The 18,858-nt window shown below is 69.0% G+C and carries 18 protein-coding genes and 2 tRNA genes; 10 read left to right on the forward strand and 10 right to left on the reverse strand.

From position 1 onward, the window contains the following. Positions 1 to 69: 69 nt before the first annotated feature. From ccrA to AC069I_RS23540, 4 genes are all read left to right on the forward strand, one after another. The gene (ccrA, locus tag AC069I_RS23525) at positions 70 to 1,410 is read left to right on the forward strand and encodes a crotonyl-CoA carboxylase/reductase (protein ID WP_340683600.1); all 1,341 of its coding nucleotides are present in this window, start codon (positions 70 to 72) and stop codon (positions 1,408 to 1,410) included. A 77-nt stretch (positions 1,411 to 1,487) separates the two neighbouring features. Continuing rightward, positions 1,488 to 2,624 (forward strand): coiled-coil domain-containing protein, encoded by a 1,137-nt coding sequence (locus tag AC069I_RS23530; protein WP_340683601.1) that lies wholly within the window; start codon positions 1,488 to 1,490, stop codon positions 2,622 to 2,624. Positions 2,625 to 2,729: 105 nt separating this feature from the next. Then, positions 2,730 to 3,179, forward strand: coding sequence for a universal stress protein (locus AC069I_RS23535; RefSeq protein ID WP_478228547.1), 450 nt, complete (start codon positions 2,730 to 2,732; stop codon positions 3,177 to 3,179). After that, positions 3,179 to 4,324, forward strand: a complete 1,146-nt coding sequence (locus tag AC069I_RS23540; RefSeq protein WP_478228548.1) for an adenylate/guanylate cyclase domain-containing protein — start codon at positions 3,179 to 3,181, stop codon at positions 4,322 to 4,324. Before AC069I_RS23535 ends, AC069I_RS23540 begins: the two co-directional genes overlap by 1 nt. Before the next feature lie 98 nt (positions 4,325 to 4,422). On the opposite strand, the gene AC069I_RS23545 is transcribed toward AC069I_RS23540, so the two are convergent. Genes AC069I_RS23545 through AC069I_RS23555 form a run of 3 tightly spaced genes read right to left on the reverse strand, consistent with a single transcriptional unit; the run spans position 4,423 to position 7,397 of the window. After that, positions 4,423 to 5,655, reverse strand: a complete 1,233-nt coding sequence (locus tag AC069I_RS23545; RefSeq protein ID WP_478228549.1) for an aldehyde dehydrogenase family protein — start codon at positions 5,653 to 5,655, stop codon at positions 4,423 to 4,425. 52 nt (positions 5,656 to 5,707) lie between these two features. Further along, on the reverse strand, positions 5,708 to 6,421 hold the full coding sequence (locus tag AC069I_RS23550) for a M50 family metallopeptidase (RefSeq protein WP_007031724.1): 714 nt from the start codon (positions 6,419 to 6,421) through the stop codon (positions 5,708 to 5,710). Between the two features lie 43 nt (positions 6,422 to 6,464). Next, a complete protein-coding gene (locus AC069I_RS23555) occupies positions 6,465 to 7,397 on the reverse strand; it encodes a DNA-3-methyladenine glycosylase family protein (RefSeq protein WP_478228550.1) in 933 nt (310 codons plus the stop codon). Between the two features lie 141 nt (positions 7,398 to 7,538). Between AC069I_RS23555 and AC069I_RS23560 the strand changes: the two genes are divergently transcribed. The 3 genes from AC069I_RS23560 (at position 7,539) to AC069I_RS23570 (ending at position 10,656) form a co-directional block, all read left to right on the forward strand. Continuing rightward, positions 7,539 to 8,309, forward strand: a complete 771-nt coding sequence (locus AC069I_RS23560) for a class I SAM-dependent methyltransferase (RefSeq protein ID WP_478228551.1) — start codon at positions 7,539 to 7,541, stop codon at positions 8,307 to 8,309. Then, positions 8,306 to 9,634, forward strand: a complete 1,329-nt coding sequence (locus tag AC069I_RS23565) for a M20 family metallopeptidase (protein ID WP_478228552.1) — start codon at positions 8,306 to 8,308, stop codon at positions 9,632 to 9,634. The genes AC069I_RS23560 and AC069I_RS23565 overlap by 4 nt, the downstream gene beginning before the upstream one ends. An 80-nt stretch (positions 9,635 to 9,714) precedes the next feature. Beyond that, complete coding sequence (locus AC069I_RS23570) at positions 9,715 to 10,656, forward strand: S1C family serine protease (protein ID WP_478228553.1); 942 nt, start codon at positions 9,715 to 9,717, stop codon at positions 10,654 to 10,656. Positions 10,657 to 10,742: 86 nt separating this feature from the next. Here the strand turns inward: AC069I_RS23570 and AC069I_RS23575 are convergent, their stop codons facing one another. Beyond that, complete coding sequence (locus tag AC069I_RS23575; RefSeq protein ID WP_478228554.1) at positions 10,743 to 11,120, reverse strand: DUF3224 domain-containing protein; 378 nt, start codon at positions 11,118 to 11,120, stop codon at positions 10,743 to 10,745. Positions 11,121 to 11,167: 47 nt separating this feature from the next. After that, positions 11,168 to 12,691 carry a helicase HerA-like domain-containing protein gene (locus AC069I_RS23580; protein WP_478266405.1) on the reverse strand — a complete coding sequence of 508 codons (1,524 nt, stop codon included), beginning with the start codon at positions 12,689 to 12,691 and terminating at the stop codon, positions 11,168 to 11,170. Between the two features lie 112 nt (positions 12,692 to 12,803). On the opposite strand from AC069I_RS23580, the gene orn reads away from it, so the two are divergent. After that, entirely contained in the window at positions 12,804 to 13,412 is a 609-nt protein-coding gene (orn, locus tag AC069I_RS23585; protein ID WP_478228556.1) for an oligoribonuclease, read from the forward strand. Positions 13,413 to 13,489: 77 nt separating this feature from the next. Next, positions 13,490 to 13,565 (forward strand) — tRNA-His (locus AC069I_RS23590). On the opposite strand, the gene AC069I_RS23595 is transcribed toward AC069I_RS23590, so the two are convergent. Both AC069I_RS23595 and AC069I_RS23600 read right to left on the reverse strand, forming a co-directional pair. Then, complete coding sequence (locus AC069I_RS23595; protein ID WP_478266406.1) at positions 13,558 to 13,791, reverse strand: hypothetical protein; 234 nt, start codon at positions 13,789 to 13,791, stop codon at positions 13,558 to 13,560. The two genes, AC069I_RS23590 and AC069I_RS23595, sit on opposite strands and share 8 nt — an antisense overlap. 206 nt (positions 13,792 to 13,997) lie before the next feature. Further along, a complete protein-coding gene (locus AC069I_RS23600) occupies positions 13,998 to 15,218 on the reverse strand; it encodes a L,D-transpeptidase (RefSeq protein WP_478228558.1) in 1,221 nt (406 codons plus the stop codon). A 195-nt stretch (positions 15,219 to 15,413) separates the two neighbouring features. On the opposite strand from AC069I_RS23600, the gene AC069I_RS23605 reads away from it, so the two are divergent. Then, positions 15,414 to 15,486 (forward strand) — tRNA-Lys (locus tag AC069I_RS23605). Positions 15,487 to 15,700: 214 nt separating this feature from the next. Here the strand turns inward: AC069I_RS23605 and AC069I_RS23610 are convergent. The 3 genes from AC069I_RS23610 to AC069I_RS23620 form a co-directional block, all read right to left on the reverse strand. Then, entirely contained in the window at positions 15,701 to 16,846 is a 1,146-nt protein-coding gene (locus AC069I_RS23610) for a glycosyltransferase 87 family protein (protein WP_478266407.1), read from the reverse strand. Between the two features lie 102 nt (positions 16,847 to 16,948). After that, a complete protein-coding gene (locus tag AC069I_RS23615; RefSeq protein ID WP_340683625.1) occupies positions 16,949 to 17,611 on the reverse strand; it encodes a response regulator transcription factor in 663 nt (220 codons plus the stop codon). Beyond that, positions 17,608 to 18,849, reverse strand: a complete 1,242-nt coding sequence (locus AC069I_RS23620; RefSeq protein WP_478266408.1) for a sensor histidine kinase — start codon at positions 18,847 to 18,849, stop codon at positions 17,608 to 17,610. Before AC069I_RS23620 ends, AC069I_RS23615 begins: the two co-directional genes overlap by 4 nt. Between the last annotated feature and the right edge of the window lie 9 nt (positions 18,850 to 18,858).

Consider the following 18,858-nt stretch of genomic DNA (forward strand, 5'->3'; position numbering starts at 1 on the left):
TTTGCCGGTGAGGCCACATCGGCGCAGTGGCGCCACACGCCGTCCACCACCCCATTCGCGGAGGTTCCGATGTCGCAGCTCGGCGAGATCCAGCAGGCCATTCTGAACGATGACCTCGGCGCCGTGGCGTCGCTCGACGTGCCGGAGTCCTATCGCGGGGTGACCGTGCACAAGGACGAGGCCGGCATGTTCGAAGGCCTCGAAAGCCGCGACAAGGACCCGCGCAAGTCCCTGCATGTCGACGAGGTCCCGACGCCGGAACTCGGCCCCGGCGAGGCGCTGGTCGCGGTCATGGCGAGCGCGATCAACTACAACACCGTCTGGACCTCGATCTTCGAACCGGTCTCGACGTTCAAGTTCCTGGAGCGCTATGGGCGGCTCTCGCCGCTGTCGAAGCGCCACGACCTGCCTTATCACGTCGTCGGCTCGGACCTGTCCGGCGTCGTGCTGCGCACCGGGCCCGGCGTGCACAACTGGAAGCCGGGCGACGAGGTCGTCGCGCACTGCCTCAACGTCGAACTCGAGGGCCCGGACGGGCACAACGACACGATGCTCGACACCGAGCAGCGGATCTGGGGTTTCGAGACGAACTTCGGCGGGCTCGCGGAGATCGCGCTCGTGAAGGCGAATCAGCTGATGCCCAAGCCGGGACACCTCACCTGGGAGGAAGCCGCCTCCCCCGGCCTGGTGAATTCCACGGCCTACCGCCAGCTCGTCTCGCGCAACGGCGCCGACATGAAGCAGGGCGACGTCGTGCTGATTTGGGGCGCTTCGGGCGGCCTCGGCTCCTACGCGACGCAGTACGCGCTCAACGGCGGCGCGATCCCGGTGTGCGTGGTCTCCAGCCCCGAAAAGGCGGAGATCTGCCGGAAGCTCGGCGCGGAGCTGATCATCGACCGCAACGCCGAGGGCTACAAGTTCTGGAAGGACGAGCACAACCAGGACCCGAAGGAGTGGCAGCGGTTCGGCAAGAAGATCCGCGAGCTGACCGGCGGCGAGGACCCGGACATCGTCTTCGAGCACCCGGGCCGCGAAACCTTCGGCGCGTCCGTCTACGCCGCGCGCAAGGGCGGCACGATCGTCACGTGCGCGTCGACTTCCGGCTACATGCACCAGTTCGACAACCGCTACCTCTGGATGAACCTGAAGCGGATCATCGGCAGCCACTTCGCCAACTACCGCGAATCGTGGGAGGCGAACCGGCTGATCGCGAAAGGTCTGATCCACCCGACGCTGTCGAAGACCTACTCGCTCGAGGACACCGGGCAGGCCGCGCTGGACGTCCACCGCAACGCGCATCAGGGCAAGGTCGGCGTGCTCGCCCTTGCGCCGGAAGAAGGTCTGGGTGTCCGGAACCACGAGCTGCGCGAAAAGCACATCGACGGGATCAACGCTTTCCGGAACGTTTAGCGCGCCGAACCGTGGTTTCGCCGCGCGTTGCGTGGGTGCTCACCCTTCCGTGACTCCAGCTCGACTACGGTAGAAGGATGAGCCTTGGCGAGGAACGGGAGCTAGTGCCGCTGGGAGCCGGCTTCGACGTGGCGAAGCGCGGTTACAGCCGTGCGCAGGTCGACGAACATCTCGAACGGCTGGACGCCGATCTGAAGATGCTCACCGCCGATCGCGATGCCGCCATCGGACAGGCGGGCGACCTGGCACGGCAGCTGGAGATCGCGCGCGGCGAGATCGCGGACCTGCGCGGGCAGGTCGACAGGCTCGCCCAGCCGCCGACGAGTGTCGAAGGCCTTTCCGAGCGCCTGCAGCGCATGTTGCGGCTCGCGCAGGACGAGGCCGCCGACACCAAGGCGCGCGCGGAAGCCGAAGCCGGGCACATCCGCGCCAAGGCGGAGACCGACGCGAGCGCCATGCGGGCCCGCTACGAGCAGCTGCTCAACGAGCTCGACCTCCGTCGCAAGGAGATGGAGGCCGAGCACCGCGGCGTGCTGGAGAAGGCTCGCGCCGAGGCGAAGGACATCACCGACAAGGCGAAGGCCGAGCGCGACAAGCTCGACGCCGAGGCGCAGCAGCGCCGCACGCAGGTCGAAGAGGACTTCGAGATCGCGATGGCGTCGCGGCGCACCGAGGCCATGCACGCGCTGGCCGAGCAGGAGGCCGCGAGCAAGGCCGAGGCGGCCCGCCGCGTCCGCGAGGCCACCGAGGACGCCGCCGCCATCCGCGCGAAGGTGCTCGAAGAGGAGACGGCGGCCAAGGCCGACATCGAGCGCCGTCAGCGCGAGTCCGTCGCCGACGCCAACAAGCGCAAGCAGGACTCGATCACCGAGGCCAACGCCCGGCTCGCCGAGGCGGCCGACGAGGCACGCCGCCGCGTCCGGCAGGCCACCGAAGAGTCCAACCGGCGGATCACACAGGCCACCGAACGGGTCGAAGCGCTCCGCAAGGTGCGCTCCAGCCTGGCCGAGCAGGTCCGCTCCGCGCGGGCCGCGCTCGCCGAGGCGACGCACGTGCTCGGCGACGAACCGCATGTCCCGGCGGACCTGAAGGCGAAGCCGTCGCCCGACGCGGAAGCCACCGTGCAGCTCCGGACGGCCGATGTGCCGAAGGCCACATCCGGCGCGAAGCCTTCACCGCGACCTGCGGCAGCGCAGAAACCGACTGGCGAGTAACCTTTTCACCCGACCGTGCTCACGGCGGCCTGCGAGGCCGCCGACGAGCGGTTATCGTCGCTGCTCGCGCGCACGTGCGGGCTGTCAGATCGGTGGAGGTTGCGGATGGCTGCATATCGGACCGTGGTCGTGGGCACGGACGGATCGGATTCCTCGTTCGCCGCGGTCGACCGGGCGGCGGGTGTCGCCGGGGACTCCGGAGCGACCCTGGTCATCGTGTGCGCCTACTACCCGGCCACCAAGGGCGACGTGGAGAAGGCACAGGACGTCCTCGGTGACGAGGCGTACCAGGTGGTGGGCTCGGCCCCGGCCGAGGACACCCTCCTGTCCGCCCGTGACCGGGCGGCGAAGGCCGGCGCGAAGAGCATCGAGACCGCCGCGGTCGTCGGCGACCCGGTCGACTCACTGCGCAAGGTCGTCTCCGAGCGCTCCGCGGACCTGCTGGTGGTCGGCAACCGCGGGCTGAACACGCTCGCGGGCCGCATCCTGGGTTCCGTGCCGTCCGAGGTCGCGCGGAAGTCCGGGGTGGACGTGCTCATCGTCCACACCACCTGATGCCCGAACCCGGCGAGATCTCGCCCGACGCGCTGCAACAGCGCCTCGAACGGATCCTGCTCGGCGGAAGGCGCAAGTACACCCGGCTCGAAGTCGCCGAGAAGGCAGGCGTTCCCGAGGAACGCTCTCGGCGCCTTTGGCGTGCGCTGGGCTTCGCGACGGTCGACGACGACGAGGTCGTCTTCACCGACGCCGACATCGAAGCGATCCGCACGGCCGATCAGCTGATGAACTCGGGGCTGATCGACCCGAGCATCGAGCTGGCCGTGACACGCGCGCTGGGCCAGCACCTTTCGCGTCTCGCGGAATGGCAGGTCCACATGCTGTGGACGATGATCACCGAGAACAAGGAGATCGGCAGCAGCGAACGCCAGATCGGGCGGCTCGTCGAGCGGCTGCTGCCCGAGCTGGAGAAGGTGCAGGAATTCGTCTGGCGCCGCCACCTGGCCGCCTACGCGGGCCGGGCGCTGGCACTGCCGGACGAAGACCTCGAAGCGAGGACCGAGGTGGTCGGCTTCGTCGACATGGTCGGCTACACCCGGCTGACCAGGCAGGTCGACGAAGAAGAGCTGACCGACATCCTCGACCGGTTCGAATCCGTCGCCACCGAGGTGGTCGCGGATCACCACGGGCGGATCGTGAAGATGATCGGCGACGAGGTCCTGTTCGTCGCCGATTCCGCCGTCGACGGGGCCGAGATCGCCCTTACCCTGTCCGCACGCGCCGATGCCGACGAGACCTTGCCCTCCGTGCGCGCGGGGCTGGCTTCGGGCCGGATCCTCAGCCGGTTCGGCGACGTCTACGGCTCGGTCGTGAACCTCGCCGCCCGCCTCACCTCGACCGCGCGGCCGGGCACCATCCTGGTCGACAAGGAACTCGCCGGCGAGCTTTCGGGGTTCCCGCAGTACGAGGTCCGCTCGCGGCGGCCGGTTTCGGTGCGGGGCTACAACCGGCTGAGGCCTTCGTCCCTGCGCCGGGCGCGGGACCGGCCTTCGGGCATGTTCGCGTCTTCGCAACAGCTCGCCGCGGAGATGCTGGGGCTGGGCGACGCCACTCCGGACCCGACGCCTGCTTCGGACGAGGTCGAGGACGCCACCGCGGACTCGATGCCTCCTCGGCCTCGGTCCAAGCGGCGGCGGCGCTGATCCCCTGCCGGGGAGCAAGGGACCTTTGCTACCACTCCCGCGGGTCGTGAGTGACGATTCGGGTTAGAACACGAATCGCCACTCACGACCACCGCGCGTCAGGCGGGCAGCACGGCGTACTGGCGCACGTAGAGGTCGGTGTAGGTGACCGGACCACGCGGGCCGGGGACCTTGTCCAGGTTGATGCCGGTCTCGGGGACGGCGAGGAGCTTGAAGCCGTCGAGCAGCCGGGTCGGGGCGTTCCAGAAGACGCCGGTGCCGGTGTACGCGTCGAAGAACGCGTCGGCGGCTTCGCTGCTCTCGGTCGCGATGCCGGCGGCCAGGCCGGAGGTCCGCTCGTTGGCGATCTCCGCCGCTTCGGGCAGGCCGGAGACCTTCGCGACGGTGACGGTCGCTTCGCGGTCCGAGTCGAGCGCCCATTCGTAGCCGATGGCGTGCTCGTGCGGGGCGAGCGAGGGCGTGACGCCGCGTTCGGCCAGCGCGCCGGAGATGCCGGGCCAGACGCGGTCGTGGGCGTTCTCGTGGATCAGCAGCAGGTTCAGCCGGTTGCAGACGCCGAGCCGGTCGAGGCTGTTGAAGACCAGGTCGCGCACCTTGTCGGTGTCGGCCGCTTCGTCGACGTACAGCACGCCGCCGCCGTCGGCGTGCGCCAGCGTGCGGACGCCGTGAACGGCCGCCTCGGTGGCCAGTGCCCGGGTGCTGTCACCGCTGCCACGCAGGATGACCAGCGGCACGAGCTCGGGGAAACGGACCAGCGCGGACGCCGCTTCACGCTCGGCGCGCGGCACCAGCTGGATGACGTCCGGGTCGATTCCCGCCTCGGAGAGCGCGGGCGCGATCACGGTCTCGCGCAGACGCTGGGCCGAGCCGAGCGCGGCGGAACCCGTGCGGAGCACGCCACCGTTGCGCGACTTCACCAGCTGCGAGGCGACGTCCACCGTGACGTTCGGGCGCGCTTCGTAGTTCGCGCCGATCACGCCGACCGGGCGGCGACGCTCCACCAGCCGCAGCCCTCCGTCCAAAGTGGACACATCGACGGAGCGCTCCTGATGCGGGGCGCCCGCCAGGAGACGGAGCTGTTCGGCCATGCCGGTCAGCCGCTCGGGCGTGATGGTGAGCCTGTCGAGCAGGCCCGCGCTCATGCCGTCCTCGCGTGCCTTGGCGATGTCGGCCTGGTTCGCTTCGAGCACGACGTCGGCGTGCTCGACCAGCTTGTCCGCCATGGCGTTCAGCGCGGCGTCGATCGCCTCCGCGGTGGCGGCGGCCAGCGACGGCGCGGCCCGTTTCGCCGATCGAGCGCATTCCTCGACGGCCTTGGCGACCTCGTCCATCTGCTGACTCCTTCCGCGCGGAACGAGCCATCAGTCTGCCGTACCGCCCCGGTCAGGCGACGGTCGGCTCCAGCAGCCACAACCCGCCCGCGAAGAGACAGCTCACCGTCAGCACGGCCATCACCAGCACCCACAGCACCGCGGGCATCCCGGTGAGCCTGCCGAGCTGATCGGCGTCGGAATCCCGCGCCGCTCCCCGGCGCCGCTTGATCTGGAGCTCGACCACCGGCCGAACACCGCCGAACAGCAGGAACCAGGTCAGCAGGTAGACGAAGATCGCCTGGAACCACGAGGGCGCCACCAGCGCGACCAGCCCGAGCACCACCGAGCTGGCGACCACGGTGAACACGCCGTAGGTGTTGCGCACCATCACCAGCACGCCCAGCAGCATCAACGCCATCATGATCAGCACGACGGTGATCAGGTCCGACGAGAGCAGCCCCGCGAACACCAGCCCGAGCACCGCGGCCGCCGGGTACCCGGCCAGCGCGGTGAACGCCATCCCCGGGCCCTCCGGTTTGCCACGGGAGACCGTGACTCCAGAGGTGTCCGAGTGCAGCTTGATGCCCTGCAGCCGACGGCCGACCAGCACCGCCGCCAGCGCGTGACCCGCCTCGTGGACGAGCGTGATCAGGTTGCGGGCGATCCGCCAAGGCCTGCCTGAGAGCACCACGAGCAGCGCGAGACCACCGGTGACCAGGGTGATCGTGCCGGGCGGGGTGGACTGGGCGATGTCGGAAACCGTTTCGGCGGGAGACGAGCTCACCTCACCAGCTCACCACAAGCCGGATATGTCCCGTGTCAGGCGGTCATCGAACTCCCGATCCCGCGCGTGCGAAACTCCCGTCGTTGCGCAGGGCGAAAGCCACCCAGCTGCGGAACGGCCGCCATACCGCAGACAACTCCTCCAACTCCTCGGGTGGCGCCATCGGCAGGTCGTACGCGGCCCGCATGGCCTCCTGTAACCGGGGCTCGCCACTGGGGAAGACGTCCGGATGCCCGGCACCACGGATCAGGATCAGCTGTGCCGAGAACGGGCCGATCCCAGGCAAGCGCTGCAACCAGCGCAACGCGTCCGGCACCGGCATCGCGCGCAGGTACGCGGCGTCGAGCAGACCGTCCTTGGCGGCGTTGGCCACCGCGCGCAACCGCTCGGCCTTCACCTCCGGCAGGCCGCGCCCTACCTCCGGCCCGGCCAGTACGTCCGGCGCCGGGAACGACCTGAGGACCTTCCCTCCGACGTCCACCGGCCTGCCGAATTCCTCGGCGAGCCGTCGTTTCACCGTGGCGGCCTGGGACATCCGCGCCCGGTGGCTCAGGATCGCCCAGCAGGCCGCTTCATAGGGCGAATGGAACAGCACCGGCCGCAGGCCGGGGTGCGCCTGCTGGAGGCGGCGCACCACGGGATCCGCCGTGCCGATCTTGGCGAAGCCGACGCCGTCGACATCCACCGACAGGATCCGCCGGACCTGGGCGCCGACTTCGACGGCGAGCCCCTCTTCGGCGAAGACCTCCACCTCGATCGAACCGGGCGATCTCTGTCTGACGGCCGCACCGACATGCTCCCAGCCCGCTTCGACGGGAAAGGCGAAGCGCAGGGTGCCGGGTTCGGCGGCCGCGTCCGCGCGGCACGCGGGCGGGAAATCGGTCAGGAAACGGATGGACTTGTCGAGGTCGAACGGGCCGCGCACCGGGATGCGGAGCGTGGTCGTGGCGGTGTGCTGCAGGATCGAGCCGGTCATTTCGTGCTCCTTCGGCTGGGGAACGGCGACTCCCTCCGACGTTAGAGACGGCCACCGACAGTTTCGGGTCGCGGCGGCGGGAATGTCGCGAACGGACCGGTCATGGCAGATTCTCCGGTGAGGACCGTGAAGGGAGCAGCCATGCCGGACCATCGCGAACGTCTCGAAAGCCTGCTGCGGCCGGGCACCACGCCCACCACCACCGGGAAGGGTTTCCTTGACCTGCTGGGAGAAATCCCGCAGGCGGGGCCGCCGACCGGACTCGCGCAGCGGCTGATGCGCACCTCCGCCGTGCCGATGATCTACGAGCGGCACTGGCGCCCGGCGCTGGGCAGGGTCGCGAAAGGACTGAACGGCCCGACGATGGCGGACGAGGTCCGCATCGCGATCGAAGCGCTCGGCCTGCGCGCCGGTCAGGTCGCGCTGGACGTCGCCTGCGGCACCGGCCGGTTCACCCGTGCCTTCGGCGAAGCGGTCGGGCCGGACGGCCTGTCGATCGGGCTCGACGGTTCGGTCACCATGCTGGAGAAGGCGCTCGCCGCGCCCAATCCCCCTTCGGTGACCTATCTGCGCGCCGACGCCGTCGACCTGCCGCTCGACGATTCCACTGTGGACGCCGTCTGCTGCTTCGCCGCGCTGCACATGTTCGCCGATCCGGACGCGGCGCTGGATTCGTTCGCCCGTGTGCTGAAACCCGGTGGCTCGCTGGTGATGCTGACCAGTGCCCGGCACAGCGATCAGCCGATGCGGCTCGCGGACACCGTCCTCGGCAGGCTGAGCGGGCAGCGGATGTTCGACCGCGGCGAGATCGCGAGCAAGCTGTTCCAGCGCGGTTTCGACCACGTCGAAGAGCGGTACTCCGGTGTCACGCAGATCGTCACGGGCGAGCTAGGAGTTAACATCCGGAAATGATCCGCTCTGAGCACGCTTCGCCGATTCCTCCCGACGACGGCTACCTCCGCTCGCTGGTCGACGCGACCGCGGACGCCGTCGCCGCGGCCGAACCCCTCGGTTCGCCCCATGACGGCGCGGACGCCGCCACACGAGACGCCGTAAGCGCCGACATCCGCGCGCTGGCGGCGGAATTGGTGGGGCTGAGCCAAGACCTGCACGCTCATCCAGAAGAAGGTTTCGCCGAACACCGCTCGGTCCGCGCGCTCGGCGACCTGCTCGAGCGGCACGGCCACGAGGTGACGATCGGCGCGGGCGGCCTCGACACCGCCTTGGTCGCGACCACCCCCGGCAGCGGGCCGCATATCGCGGTCCTCTCCGAATACGACGCGCTTCCCAGGCTCGGCCACGGCTGCGGGCACAACGTCATCTGCACCGCGGGCGCGGGCGGCTTCCTCGGCGCGGCGGCGGTCGCCGAACGGCTGGGCGGCCGGGTCTCGCTGATCGGCACGCCGGCGGAGGAAGGCGGCGGTGGCAAGGAGACGATGGCCCGCGCGGGCGTTTTCGACGACGTCGACGCCGTGGTCATGCTGCATCCGTTCAGCCACGACATCGCCATGCACCCGTTCCTCGGCAGGCGGCAGCTGGAAATGGTCTTCCACGGTGTCGGCGCGCACGCCTCGGCTCAGCCGTTCATGGGCCGCAACGCGCTCGACGCCGCCGTCGCCGCGTACCAGGGAGTCGCGGCGCTTCGGCAGCATCTGCCTTCCAGCGACCGCGTCCATGGGGTCTTCACCGACGGCGGCGCGCGGCCGAACGTCGTCCCCGAACGCGCGGCCCTGCTGTTCTATCTCCGCTCCGCGCAGCCGGACACGCTGCGCGACCTCGCCGAGCGGGTTTCGGCGATCGCGCGCGGTGCGGCGGAAATGACCGGCTGCGGAGTCGAACTGCTGTGGGACGCCCAGCCCGCGTATCTGCCGATCCGGTTCAACTCCACCCTCGCCGGCCGCTGGTCGGTGCACCAGGTCGACGCCGGCCGCAAACCGTTGCCGCCCGGTATCGTGCCCGAATTCCTCACCGGCTCGACGGATCTCGGCAACCTCTCCTACCGGATGCCCGCGATCCACCCGATGATCGCCATCGCCGGACCGACGACCGCCTTGCACACCAAGGAGTTCGCGGCCGCGGCCGGTTCGCCGGACGGCGATCGCGCGGTCGTCGACGGTGCGCTGGGGCTGGCGCTGACCGCCGTCGACTACCTGGCCGACGCGAAACTCCGCGCCGCGGTACACGAGGAGTTCGAGGCGTCGGGCGGAGCTTTGGACGTCCCGGCGTTCTTCGACTGAGCGTTCTCAGGTAATTCTTCTCAGGAAAGCACAGGGGGATTCCACAGGCGGTTCACAAGTACGGGCGCGAATCTTGCTCCATGACCGAGAACGAGAGTCGGCCAGGTCCCGCCTCAATCGGTGGGCACCAGCCGCCGCACCAGCAGCAGTACCCCGGTTACACCCCTTGGCAGGCCGCGCCGAATCCACTCGTCACCCCGCCACCACGCAAGAAGGGCGGCAGGGTCGCCGTCCTCGTCAGCGCGACGGCGCTCGCCGCCGCACTCGTCGGCGGTGTCGGCGGAGCGGCGATCACGGGGCTCGGCACCGCGTCGTCGGCGTCGGGCACGGGTTCGTCCGCGGTCGCCAACGGGCAACTGGTCGGGAACAACACTTCGGGTGACGTCAGCGGGGTCGCCGCGAAGGTGACGCCGAGTGTCGTCCAGGTGAACGTGACCACCGCGCAGGGCGAGGCGGTCGGCTCCGGCGTCATCCTGACTGCGGACGGGCGCATCCTCACCAACGCCCACGTGGTCGCCGACGCCGAGGGCGACGTGACCGTCACCCTGTCGGACGGCAAGCAGTACAAGGCGAGCGTGGTCGGCGCCGACACGAAGGCCGACATCGCCGTGCTCCAGGCGAAGGACGCGAGCGGCCTGACGCCGGCTTCGCTCGGCGACTCGAGCAAGCTCGCCGTCGGCCAGCAAGTCGTCGCGATCGGCTCGCCCGGCGGACTGCAGAACACCGTGACCACCGGGATCGTGAGCGCGCTGAACCGCAAGCTCGACGAGTTGAGCAGCGGCCAGGAGCGGCGCTCGCCCTACAGCAGGACCACGAACGAAGCCGGGCCGAGCTACACCGCGATCCAGACCGACGCCCCGATCAACCAGGGCAACTCGGGCGGGGCGCTGGTGGACGCGCAGGGGAACGTCATCGGCATCAACTCGGCGCTGTACAACCCGGCCTCGACGGGCAGCATCGGCATCGGTTTCGCGATCCCCATCAACGACGCGAAGAAGATCGTCGAGCAGATCGTCGGCTGACCCGGCCGTCTGGACCGCGTCAGGGGGCGGCCCAGCCGGTGAGCGTGTGAAGGACTCCTCCGGGGGAAGGAGTCCTTCACACGCGTTCAGAGTTCGTAGCTGAGGGTGAAGGTGTGGTTGCCCTCGTCGTCCTGGACGATCTCCGCCGTTCCGGTGATGCCTGCCAGCTCACCGTGACCGGAGCCCGGCAAGACGATCAGGTGGTGCCCGTTCTCCCCCGCCGAGTGATGCAGGACGAAGCCGCCCTTGCGCCCGTCGACGGAGACGGCCAGCCGCTCGAAGGCGACGTACGCCGACGACGTCTCGTTCACCGCGGTCAGCATCTCCACGGCGCTGGCCCCTTCGACGTCACCGGTGAACGTCTTGGTCAGCAGCACCCGTGAGAACTCGGTGCCTTCGGCCTTCTCGGTGGCTTGCGGATCCCAGCCGTCCACGGTGAACGACGCTGTCGCGGTGTTGGTCATGCCGCTGACCCTGCCGGACATACCTGACAGATCCCGTCAGGTTTTCCTCACCGCCTCCGGTTCCCGAAGAGACCACGGGTGATCTCCCGTCCCAGCGCGCTCGCCGCCGAGCGGAGGAACGACTTCACCGCCGGGTTCTTCATCGCCTGCTCGACCATGCCGGGGCCTTCCGTCTCCGGTTTCGGAGCCGGCGCCTCCGGAGCAGCCTCACCGGCGGGCGGCGCGGCCACCTTCGCGGCGAGCTTCTCGTAGGCCGACTCACGGTCGATCGTCTCGGAGTACTTCGCGTGCAGGTCCGAAGACGTCGTCGCCGCTGTGATGGCTTCGGCGCCGATGGAGCCCATCTTCGAACGCGGAGCACGCAGGCGGGTCCACGCGACCGGCGTCGGCGCACCCCGCTCGGAAAGCACGGTGACGATCGCTTCGCCGATACCGAGCGACGTCAGCGCCGAGTCCAGCTCGTAGTGCTTCGTCTTCGGATACGTCTTCACCGTCTTCGTCAGCGCCGCCTGATCCTCGGGCGTGAACGCGCGCAACGCGTGCTGCACCCGCGCGCCCAGCTGGGACAGGACGTTGTTCGGGATGTCCGTCGGGAGTTGCGTGCAGAAGAACACGCCGACACCCTTCGACCGGATCAGCTTCACGGTCTGCTCGATGCGCTCCAGGAACGCCTTCGACGCGTCGTTGAACAGCAGATGTGCCTCGTCGAAGAAGAACACCAGCTTCGGCTTGTCGAGGTCGCCCTCCTCGGGCAGCTCCTCGAACAACTCGGCCAGCAGCCACATGAGGAAGGTCGAGAACAGCGCGGGCTTCGACTGGAGGTTGTCCAGTTCCAGCAAGGTCACGATCGCCTTGCCGTCGACCTCGCGCATCAGATCGTGGACGTCCAGCTCGGGCTCGCCGAAGAAGTCCTCGCCGCCCTGAGCCTCCAGATTGGACAGCGCGCGGAGGATCACCCCGGCCGTCGCGGCCGAGACGCCGCCGATGCCCTTGAGGTCCTCCTTGCCCTCGTCACTCGTCAGGTGCGTGATGACCGAGCGGAGGTCCTTCGTGTCCAGCAGCGCCAGCCCGCGCTGATCGGCCCAGTGGAAGATCAGGCCGAGCGTCGACTCCTGGGTTTCGTTGAGCCCCAGGACCTTCGACAGCAGGATCGGGCCGAAACTCGTGATCGTCGCCCGGATCGGCGACCCCTTCCCACCCGTGCCCAGCGACAGGAACTGCACGGGGAAGGCGGCGGGCTCCCAGGAGTCACCCAGTTCTTCCGCGCGCTTGGCGATCTTGTCGTTGCTCTCGCCCTGCGCGGCGAGCCCCGACAGGTCACCCTTCACGTCCGCCAGCACCACCGGCACTCCCGCGGCCGACAGCTGTTCGGCGATCAGCTGCAGGGTCTTCGTCTTGCCGGTGCCGGTCGCGCCCGCGACCAGCCCGTGCCGGTTCAGCGTCGCCAGCGGCAGGCGGACCGCGGCGCCGGCGTCGGCCTTGCCGTCGATCATGACCGCGCCGAGCTCGACCGCCGCGCCCTCGCTCACGTACCCCTGCGCGATCTCCTGGGCTGGACCTTGTTCGACCACTGTCGCTCCCTGGTCTGTGACATGACTCACCTGAGGATGCACACGCTGCCAGCAACGCGCCGAACCCGCACGTCGCGCGTCACGAATCCCCGGGTCGGGTTAGGGTTCCGGGGTGAACGACCGCCTAGTCTGGATCGACTGCGAGATGACGGGGCTCGACCTCGGCAAGGACGCGTTGATCGAAATCGCCGCGCTGGTGACCGACGCCGAGCTCAACGTCCTCGGCGAAGGCGTCGACATCGTCATCCACGCCGACGACGAAGCTCTCGACGGCATGCCGGAGGTCGTCCGCGAGATGCACGCCCACTCCGGCCTCACCGAAGAGGTCCGGCGCTCCACCGTGACCATGGAAGAAGCCGAGCAGCGCGTGCTCGAGTACATCCGCGCGCACGTGCCCGAGGCGAACGTCGCCCCGCTCGCCGGCAACTCCATCGCCACCGACCGCGGCTTCATCACCCGCGATATGCCCCTCCTCGACGCGCACCTGCACTACCGCATGGTCGACGTCTCGTCGGTGAAGGAACTCGTCCGGCGCTGGTACCCGCGGATCTACTACGCCAAGCCCGAGAAGGGCCTCGCGCACCGCGCGCTCGCCGACATCAGGGAATCCATCGGGGAGCTCGACTACTACCGTCGCGTCGCCTTCGTCCCGCAGCCCGGCCCGACCACCGAACAGGCCAAGGCCGCGGCCGCTGAAGTGCAGGAACGCCACGAAGGGTAACCCGTTGCGAGCCCCTGAAACGGGCACGCTAATATAGTGCGGCCGAGGTGATGGGGAGCTCCCCGAGCCCGGCGATGGTGGGCGTAGCTCAGCTGGTAGAGCACCTGGTTGTGGTCCAGGAGGTCGCGGGTTCGAAACCCGTCGCTCACCCCATCACCCCAGTCTGTTCGGGGCCCTCGGCCCCTTCTAACGGGCTGGGGTTTCGCCTTTTTTCGGGGCCGAGTCCCCGGACCTCCATCAGATCGGTGCCGTGAGGGGCGATCGTCCGGGCGGATTTGCGCAGCGCCTCTCCGCCGAACCAGATACCGGCACCGGCGATGACGTCGACACCCGTCACGACCGTGACGGTGAGCCCGCCCAAGCCGACCACATCGGCCAAGAAGTCACCGTGGCGCTGCGAGCCCGGCTACCCGAACTGCACCAAGGCCCAGTCTCAGAAGTACCTCGCCGAGCTCGAGTAGCAAAGACGCGTCCGTGATCCAGAGAAGACCTGGGACACCCTCAACGGGACACCCGAGCCCGGAACGCCATGAGGGGTCCCCTTAGGACGTATTCCGTCCTAAGGGGACCCCTCATGGCAGTGGGTCAGTTCCGGTCGCCGCCGGTCTTCCAGTCGTCCCAGGACATCTGCCACACCGACCAGCCGTCGGTCGGCTCGAGCACCTGCGGCCCCGAGTTGGTGACCGTGATGATGTCACCCTTCTTCGAAGTGTCCATCAGCCACTTCGCGTTCTCCGTCGACAGGTTGATGCAGCCGTGGCTCACGTTCCGCTTGCCCTGAGAACCGACCGACCACGGTGCCGAGTGGTAGAAGATGCCGCTGTTCGACATTCGCACCGCGTACTTCACGAACGTCCGGTAGCCGGCCTTGCTGTCCGTCGGGACGCCGTACGTGCTGGAGTCCATCGTGTACCCGTTGTGCTCGCTCATCACCGTGTAGGTCCCGGCCGGGGTGCTGCTCGACGGCTTGCCCATCGAGATCGGCATCTGCTTGACCTCTTGGTCGTTCACCACGACCTTCATCTGGTGCGTGCCACCGTCCGCGGTCGCGACCAGCTTGTCCCCGACGACCACCTTGGCGGGCTTGTCCTCGCGGCCGAAGGTGTTGTTGCCGAGGTTCTTCCCGTAGATCGCCGCGTTGACCGAGATCTTCGTGCCCGGCTTGAAGTACTCCTTGGGCCGCCACATCACGGTCTTCTCGCCGAACCAGTGGAACGCGCCCTCGGCCTGCGGCTCGGTGACGATCTTCAACGCCTTCTCGGTCGCCGCCTTGTCCGGCACGTTGCCGGTGAAGGTGAAGATCAACGGCAGGCCGACGCCGACCGTCTCGCCTTCGACCAGGTTGATCGAGACGCCGATCTGGCGGCCAGGCTTGGCGGTGGAGAACGTCGAGGTCGCGGTGACCGGCTTGCCATCGGTCCCGGTCGCGGCCGCGGTGACGGTGTAGGTCTTGCCGTAGCCGAGCGGTTCCGCCGACTCCCAGCCCGTACCGTCTTCCTTCGGCTTGCCCGCGACGACCTTGCCGTCGGCGCCGGTCAGTTTGACCTCGCCGACCTTGCCGTCGGCCACGGCCACCGTGACCGGCTCGCCGGGCGCCACGTTCGCCGCACCCTGTGCCGGGGTCAGCGTCATCACGGCCGGCTTCGGCTCCGGCGCGGGCGCGGCACTCTGCTGCGAACCCCCAGGAGCACCACCCTGCGACGGCGATTCACCCGACGGTGTACTGCTGCACGCGGCCAGTGTGAACCCGGCCACCAATGCCACCACAGCCACCCGCGACCGCCCCGTCGCTCCCCAGACCCTCATGCACACCGCCCGTTTCGCGTGGTACCAACCCCAACGTCTGGCTATAGTCTGCCTGACCGGCCGCAACGCTCGCGGCCGGATGGCCGAATACGTCCCGGCCCGTCGTTAGGGGACCCCCCTGAAACGGGCCCCAGCAACCCTGTGTTAATGTTTTCCACGTCGCCGAGGGGAACACCAAAGCGGCGGAACAAGCAGGCGCCATTAGCTCAATTGGCAGAGCAGCTGGCTCTTAACCAGCGGGTTCGGGGTTCGAGTCCCTGATGGCGCACAGTTCCGAATCGAAGCCCACCAACGGTCTTATCCCGGATTTCCGGATGCCGTCGGTGGGCTTTGATCGTAGGTGCAGCCCGGGTGCAGCCGACGTGTCACCCCGATTCAGTTACCGACCGCCACCAGCCGTGCCCGCGACGACGTGCTGCGCTGCAAGGGCACGGCCTTGTCCGTCAGGGGTACGAAGGCACAGGTCTTCAGGGTGAGCACGATCATCTCCCCCGCGCCACGGCCGAAACGGCGGTCTCGCTGTCCACATCGGATAGCCGGCGGTAGAGCACGAAGATCAGGGCGAGCGCCGCGATCAGGTAGGCGTTGCCGACGACGGCTTGGCCGAAGTTCCACGTTCGTTCGGCGCCGCCTCCACCGGGAACCACGGCGACGGTCCAGCCCGTGAACACGACGGCGGCAATGCCCATCGCCGGCCGCCTGGCGCACAGGTAGCCGAGTGCGGGCACCACCCAAACCCAATGGTGCGTCCACGAGATCGGGCTGACCAGCAAGGCGCAGCCGGCCGTCACCAGCAGGGCGGCGGGGTCGTCGCCCGCGCGGTGGAGACGTCGGACGAGCCACATCATCACCACCGCGCAGAGGACCCCGAAGCAGCCGATCAGCACTGTCGCGATGCTGCCCTCCGGCAGCGTACGTGCGATGAATCCTTGCCACGACTGGTTTCCCACCCAGCCTTTCATCTCCGCGAAGTGACTGTTGAAGATCGCGGACGTCCAGTAGCGCAGGGAATCCTTCGGCAGCAGGACGAACGCGAGTGTCGTCGCGCCGAGGAAGGCGGCCAAGGCGCGGGCCGCGTCGGCGATCCGCCGGACGAGCAGGAGGTGGACGATGAAGATCAGCGGGATCAGTTTGACCGCCGCCGCGAGTCCGATCCCGATTCCGCGGAAACGCGATTCGCGCAGCAGCACATCCGCGACCACGACGGCCATCAGGAGAAGATTGACCTGGCCGAGCCCGATCGTCTGCCATACAGGTTGCAGCGCGAAGGCGCCGAGCAGCAGGAGCGGGACGTATGCGCGCTCGGTGAAAGGCCGGAGCGCGACATAGAGCGAAGGTGCCGCCGCGATCGCCAGCAGCCCCCAGCACACGTGTGCCGGCAGCGCGGTCAGCGGGACGAAGAGCAGCGCGGCGAACGGCGGATAGGTGAACGGGAGTTCCGGCGCCCAGTCGGGTAATGCCGTCAGGTGTGCGTACAGCGGCTCCCCGTGGAGCACGGCGGACCCACCGGCGCGGTAGACGGCCGAGTCGACCCCCAGCGGGATGTCCGAAAGCCACCAGACGAACGCGATCGCGACGAGCACGGTGACCGCGGTGCCGACCGCGGTCAGGGCGTTGATCCGAACCATGGGTGAAACGATCTCCGTTTCGAGGCCGCGGCACATCGCCCGGCGGAACCGTCTTGTCCCCGCTACCCGGGTACCGCCGGACGGCGAACCCGTACTCCGGTACTAGGAGTCGCTGCCCGGCACGATGAGCCCTGCCTCGTAGGCGACCACGACGGCTTGGGCGCGGTCACGGACGCCGAGTTTGGTGAAGACCCTGCTGACATGGGATTTCGCGGTCTGTTCCGCGATCACCAGCGCTCCGGCGATCTCGGCGTTGGACAGGCCGCGCGCGATCAGGCGGAGCACGTCGGTTTCCCGCGCGGTCAGGTCCGCCACCCGGGTGTTGCCCGCCTGCGCGGCGGCGTGGGTCCGGGTGAACTCACCGACCAGCCGTTTGGTGATCGCCGGCGCGAAGAGCGCGTTGCCCGCGGCGACCACCCTGACGGCCGTGACCAGGTCGTCCAGCGGAGCGTCCTTCAGCAGGAAGCCGCTGGCACCCGCCCGCAGTCCGCCGAACACGTACTCGTCGATGTCGAAGGTGGTGAGCATCAGCACGCGGATCTCGTGCCACCTCTCCACGATGCGCCTGGTCGCTTCGAGCCCGTCCAGCCCAGGCATGCGGACGTCCATCAGCACCACGTCCGGTGCCAGTTCGGCGCAGAGGGCGACGGCGGCGGCCCCGTCGGGCGCCTCGCCGACCACCCGGATGTCGTCCTGCGCGTCGAGCACGGCGCGGAAACTCTGCCGGACCATGGTCTGGTCGTCGGCGATGACCACCGTGATCACGGTTCCGAACGCCCCCCGTCGTCGAGTGGAACCGTCAGCGCGACCCGGAAACCACCGTCCGGTCTCACCCGCGCCTCGAGATCCGCCGCGAGCATAGCGGCCCGCTCCCGCATTCCCAGCAGCCCGTGACCGGTGCCGGTCTGCCCGGTTCGCAGCGGCCGCTCCCCTGGCCCGTTCTCGATCACCAGCCGGATCGACCGCGGGCCGGTCACGAGTTCGACGGACACCGGCGCGCCGGGAGCGTGCCGGATCGCGTTGCTGAGCGCCTCCTGCACGATCCGGCAGACCGACAGCGCGACCCCGGCGGGGACGGCGTCCAGGTCGCCGCCGACGTCGAGCTCGCACGGGGTGCCGACGGCCCGGACCCGCTCGACGAGTTCGGAAACCATCGCCAGCCCCGGCTGCGGGGCGATGAGGACCTCGCGGTCCTCCGAACGGAGGACACCGAGCAGTCTGCGCAGTTCGGTCAGCCCTTCGCGGGCCGTCCCGGCGAGGTCGGCGAACTCGCGCCACACGCCGTCGTCGACGTCGGCCTTGCCGGGACCGGCGAAGCGGAATCGTGCCGAATCCGCCCGCAACGCGAGGACGGACATGTGATGGGCGACCACGTCGTGCAGCTCGCGCGCGATGACGGCGCGTTCTTCCAGCACCGCCGCCCGTCTTTCCTCGGCGATCCGGCGGTCTTGCTGCGCGACACGGGCTTCGTCGGCGAGACGGCGCTGGCGGACGGTGTTACCGAGGAAGAAGAGCGCGCCGGCCAGCACCGCGAGCAACGCCCCGTCCCGCCAATCGCGCAAGAAGGGCGCCATGACGGCGAACGAGATCAGCGCCACGCAGGTCAGTTCCCGCTGGTCGTTGCCCACCCCGACGAGGTAGAAGACGACAGCGGCGGCGAGCGCGAGGCCGGGAGACCACGGCCAGCTCCAGAATTGGACCATCTGCGGCAGCGTCGGCGGCGTCAGCACGATGCCCACGAGCAGCACCCGCCAGCCCCACAGCGGTGAACGGATCGCGAGCAGACAGGGCAGCACGCTGAGGACGACGTTGAACGTCTTCACCGCGGGCGGTGCGGAAACGATCGCGAAGGTGAGGAAACCCGCCCATAGGCCGAATCCGGTGAGAGCGACGCGGCGCAGGGTGCGCAGCCCCGCCGAGCGCGTCGGCGGGGTGTCCGTGCCGGTGAATGCCACGTGGCGGAAGGTTTCCCACCATTTCCGCGGACGCTGTCGGTCGACCATCGAAGATCA

The organism is Amycolatopsis sp. NPDC043885 (assembly GCF_056435685.1).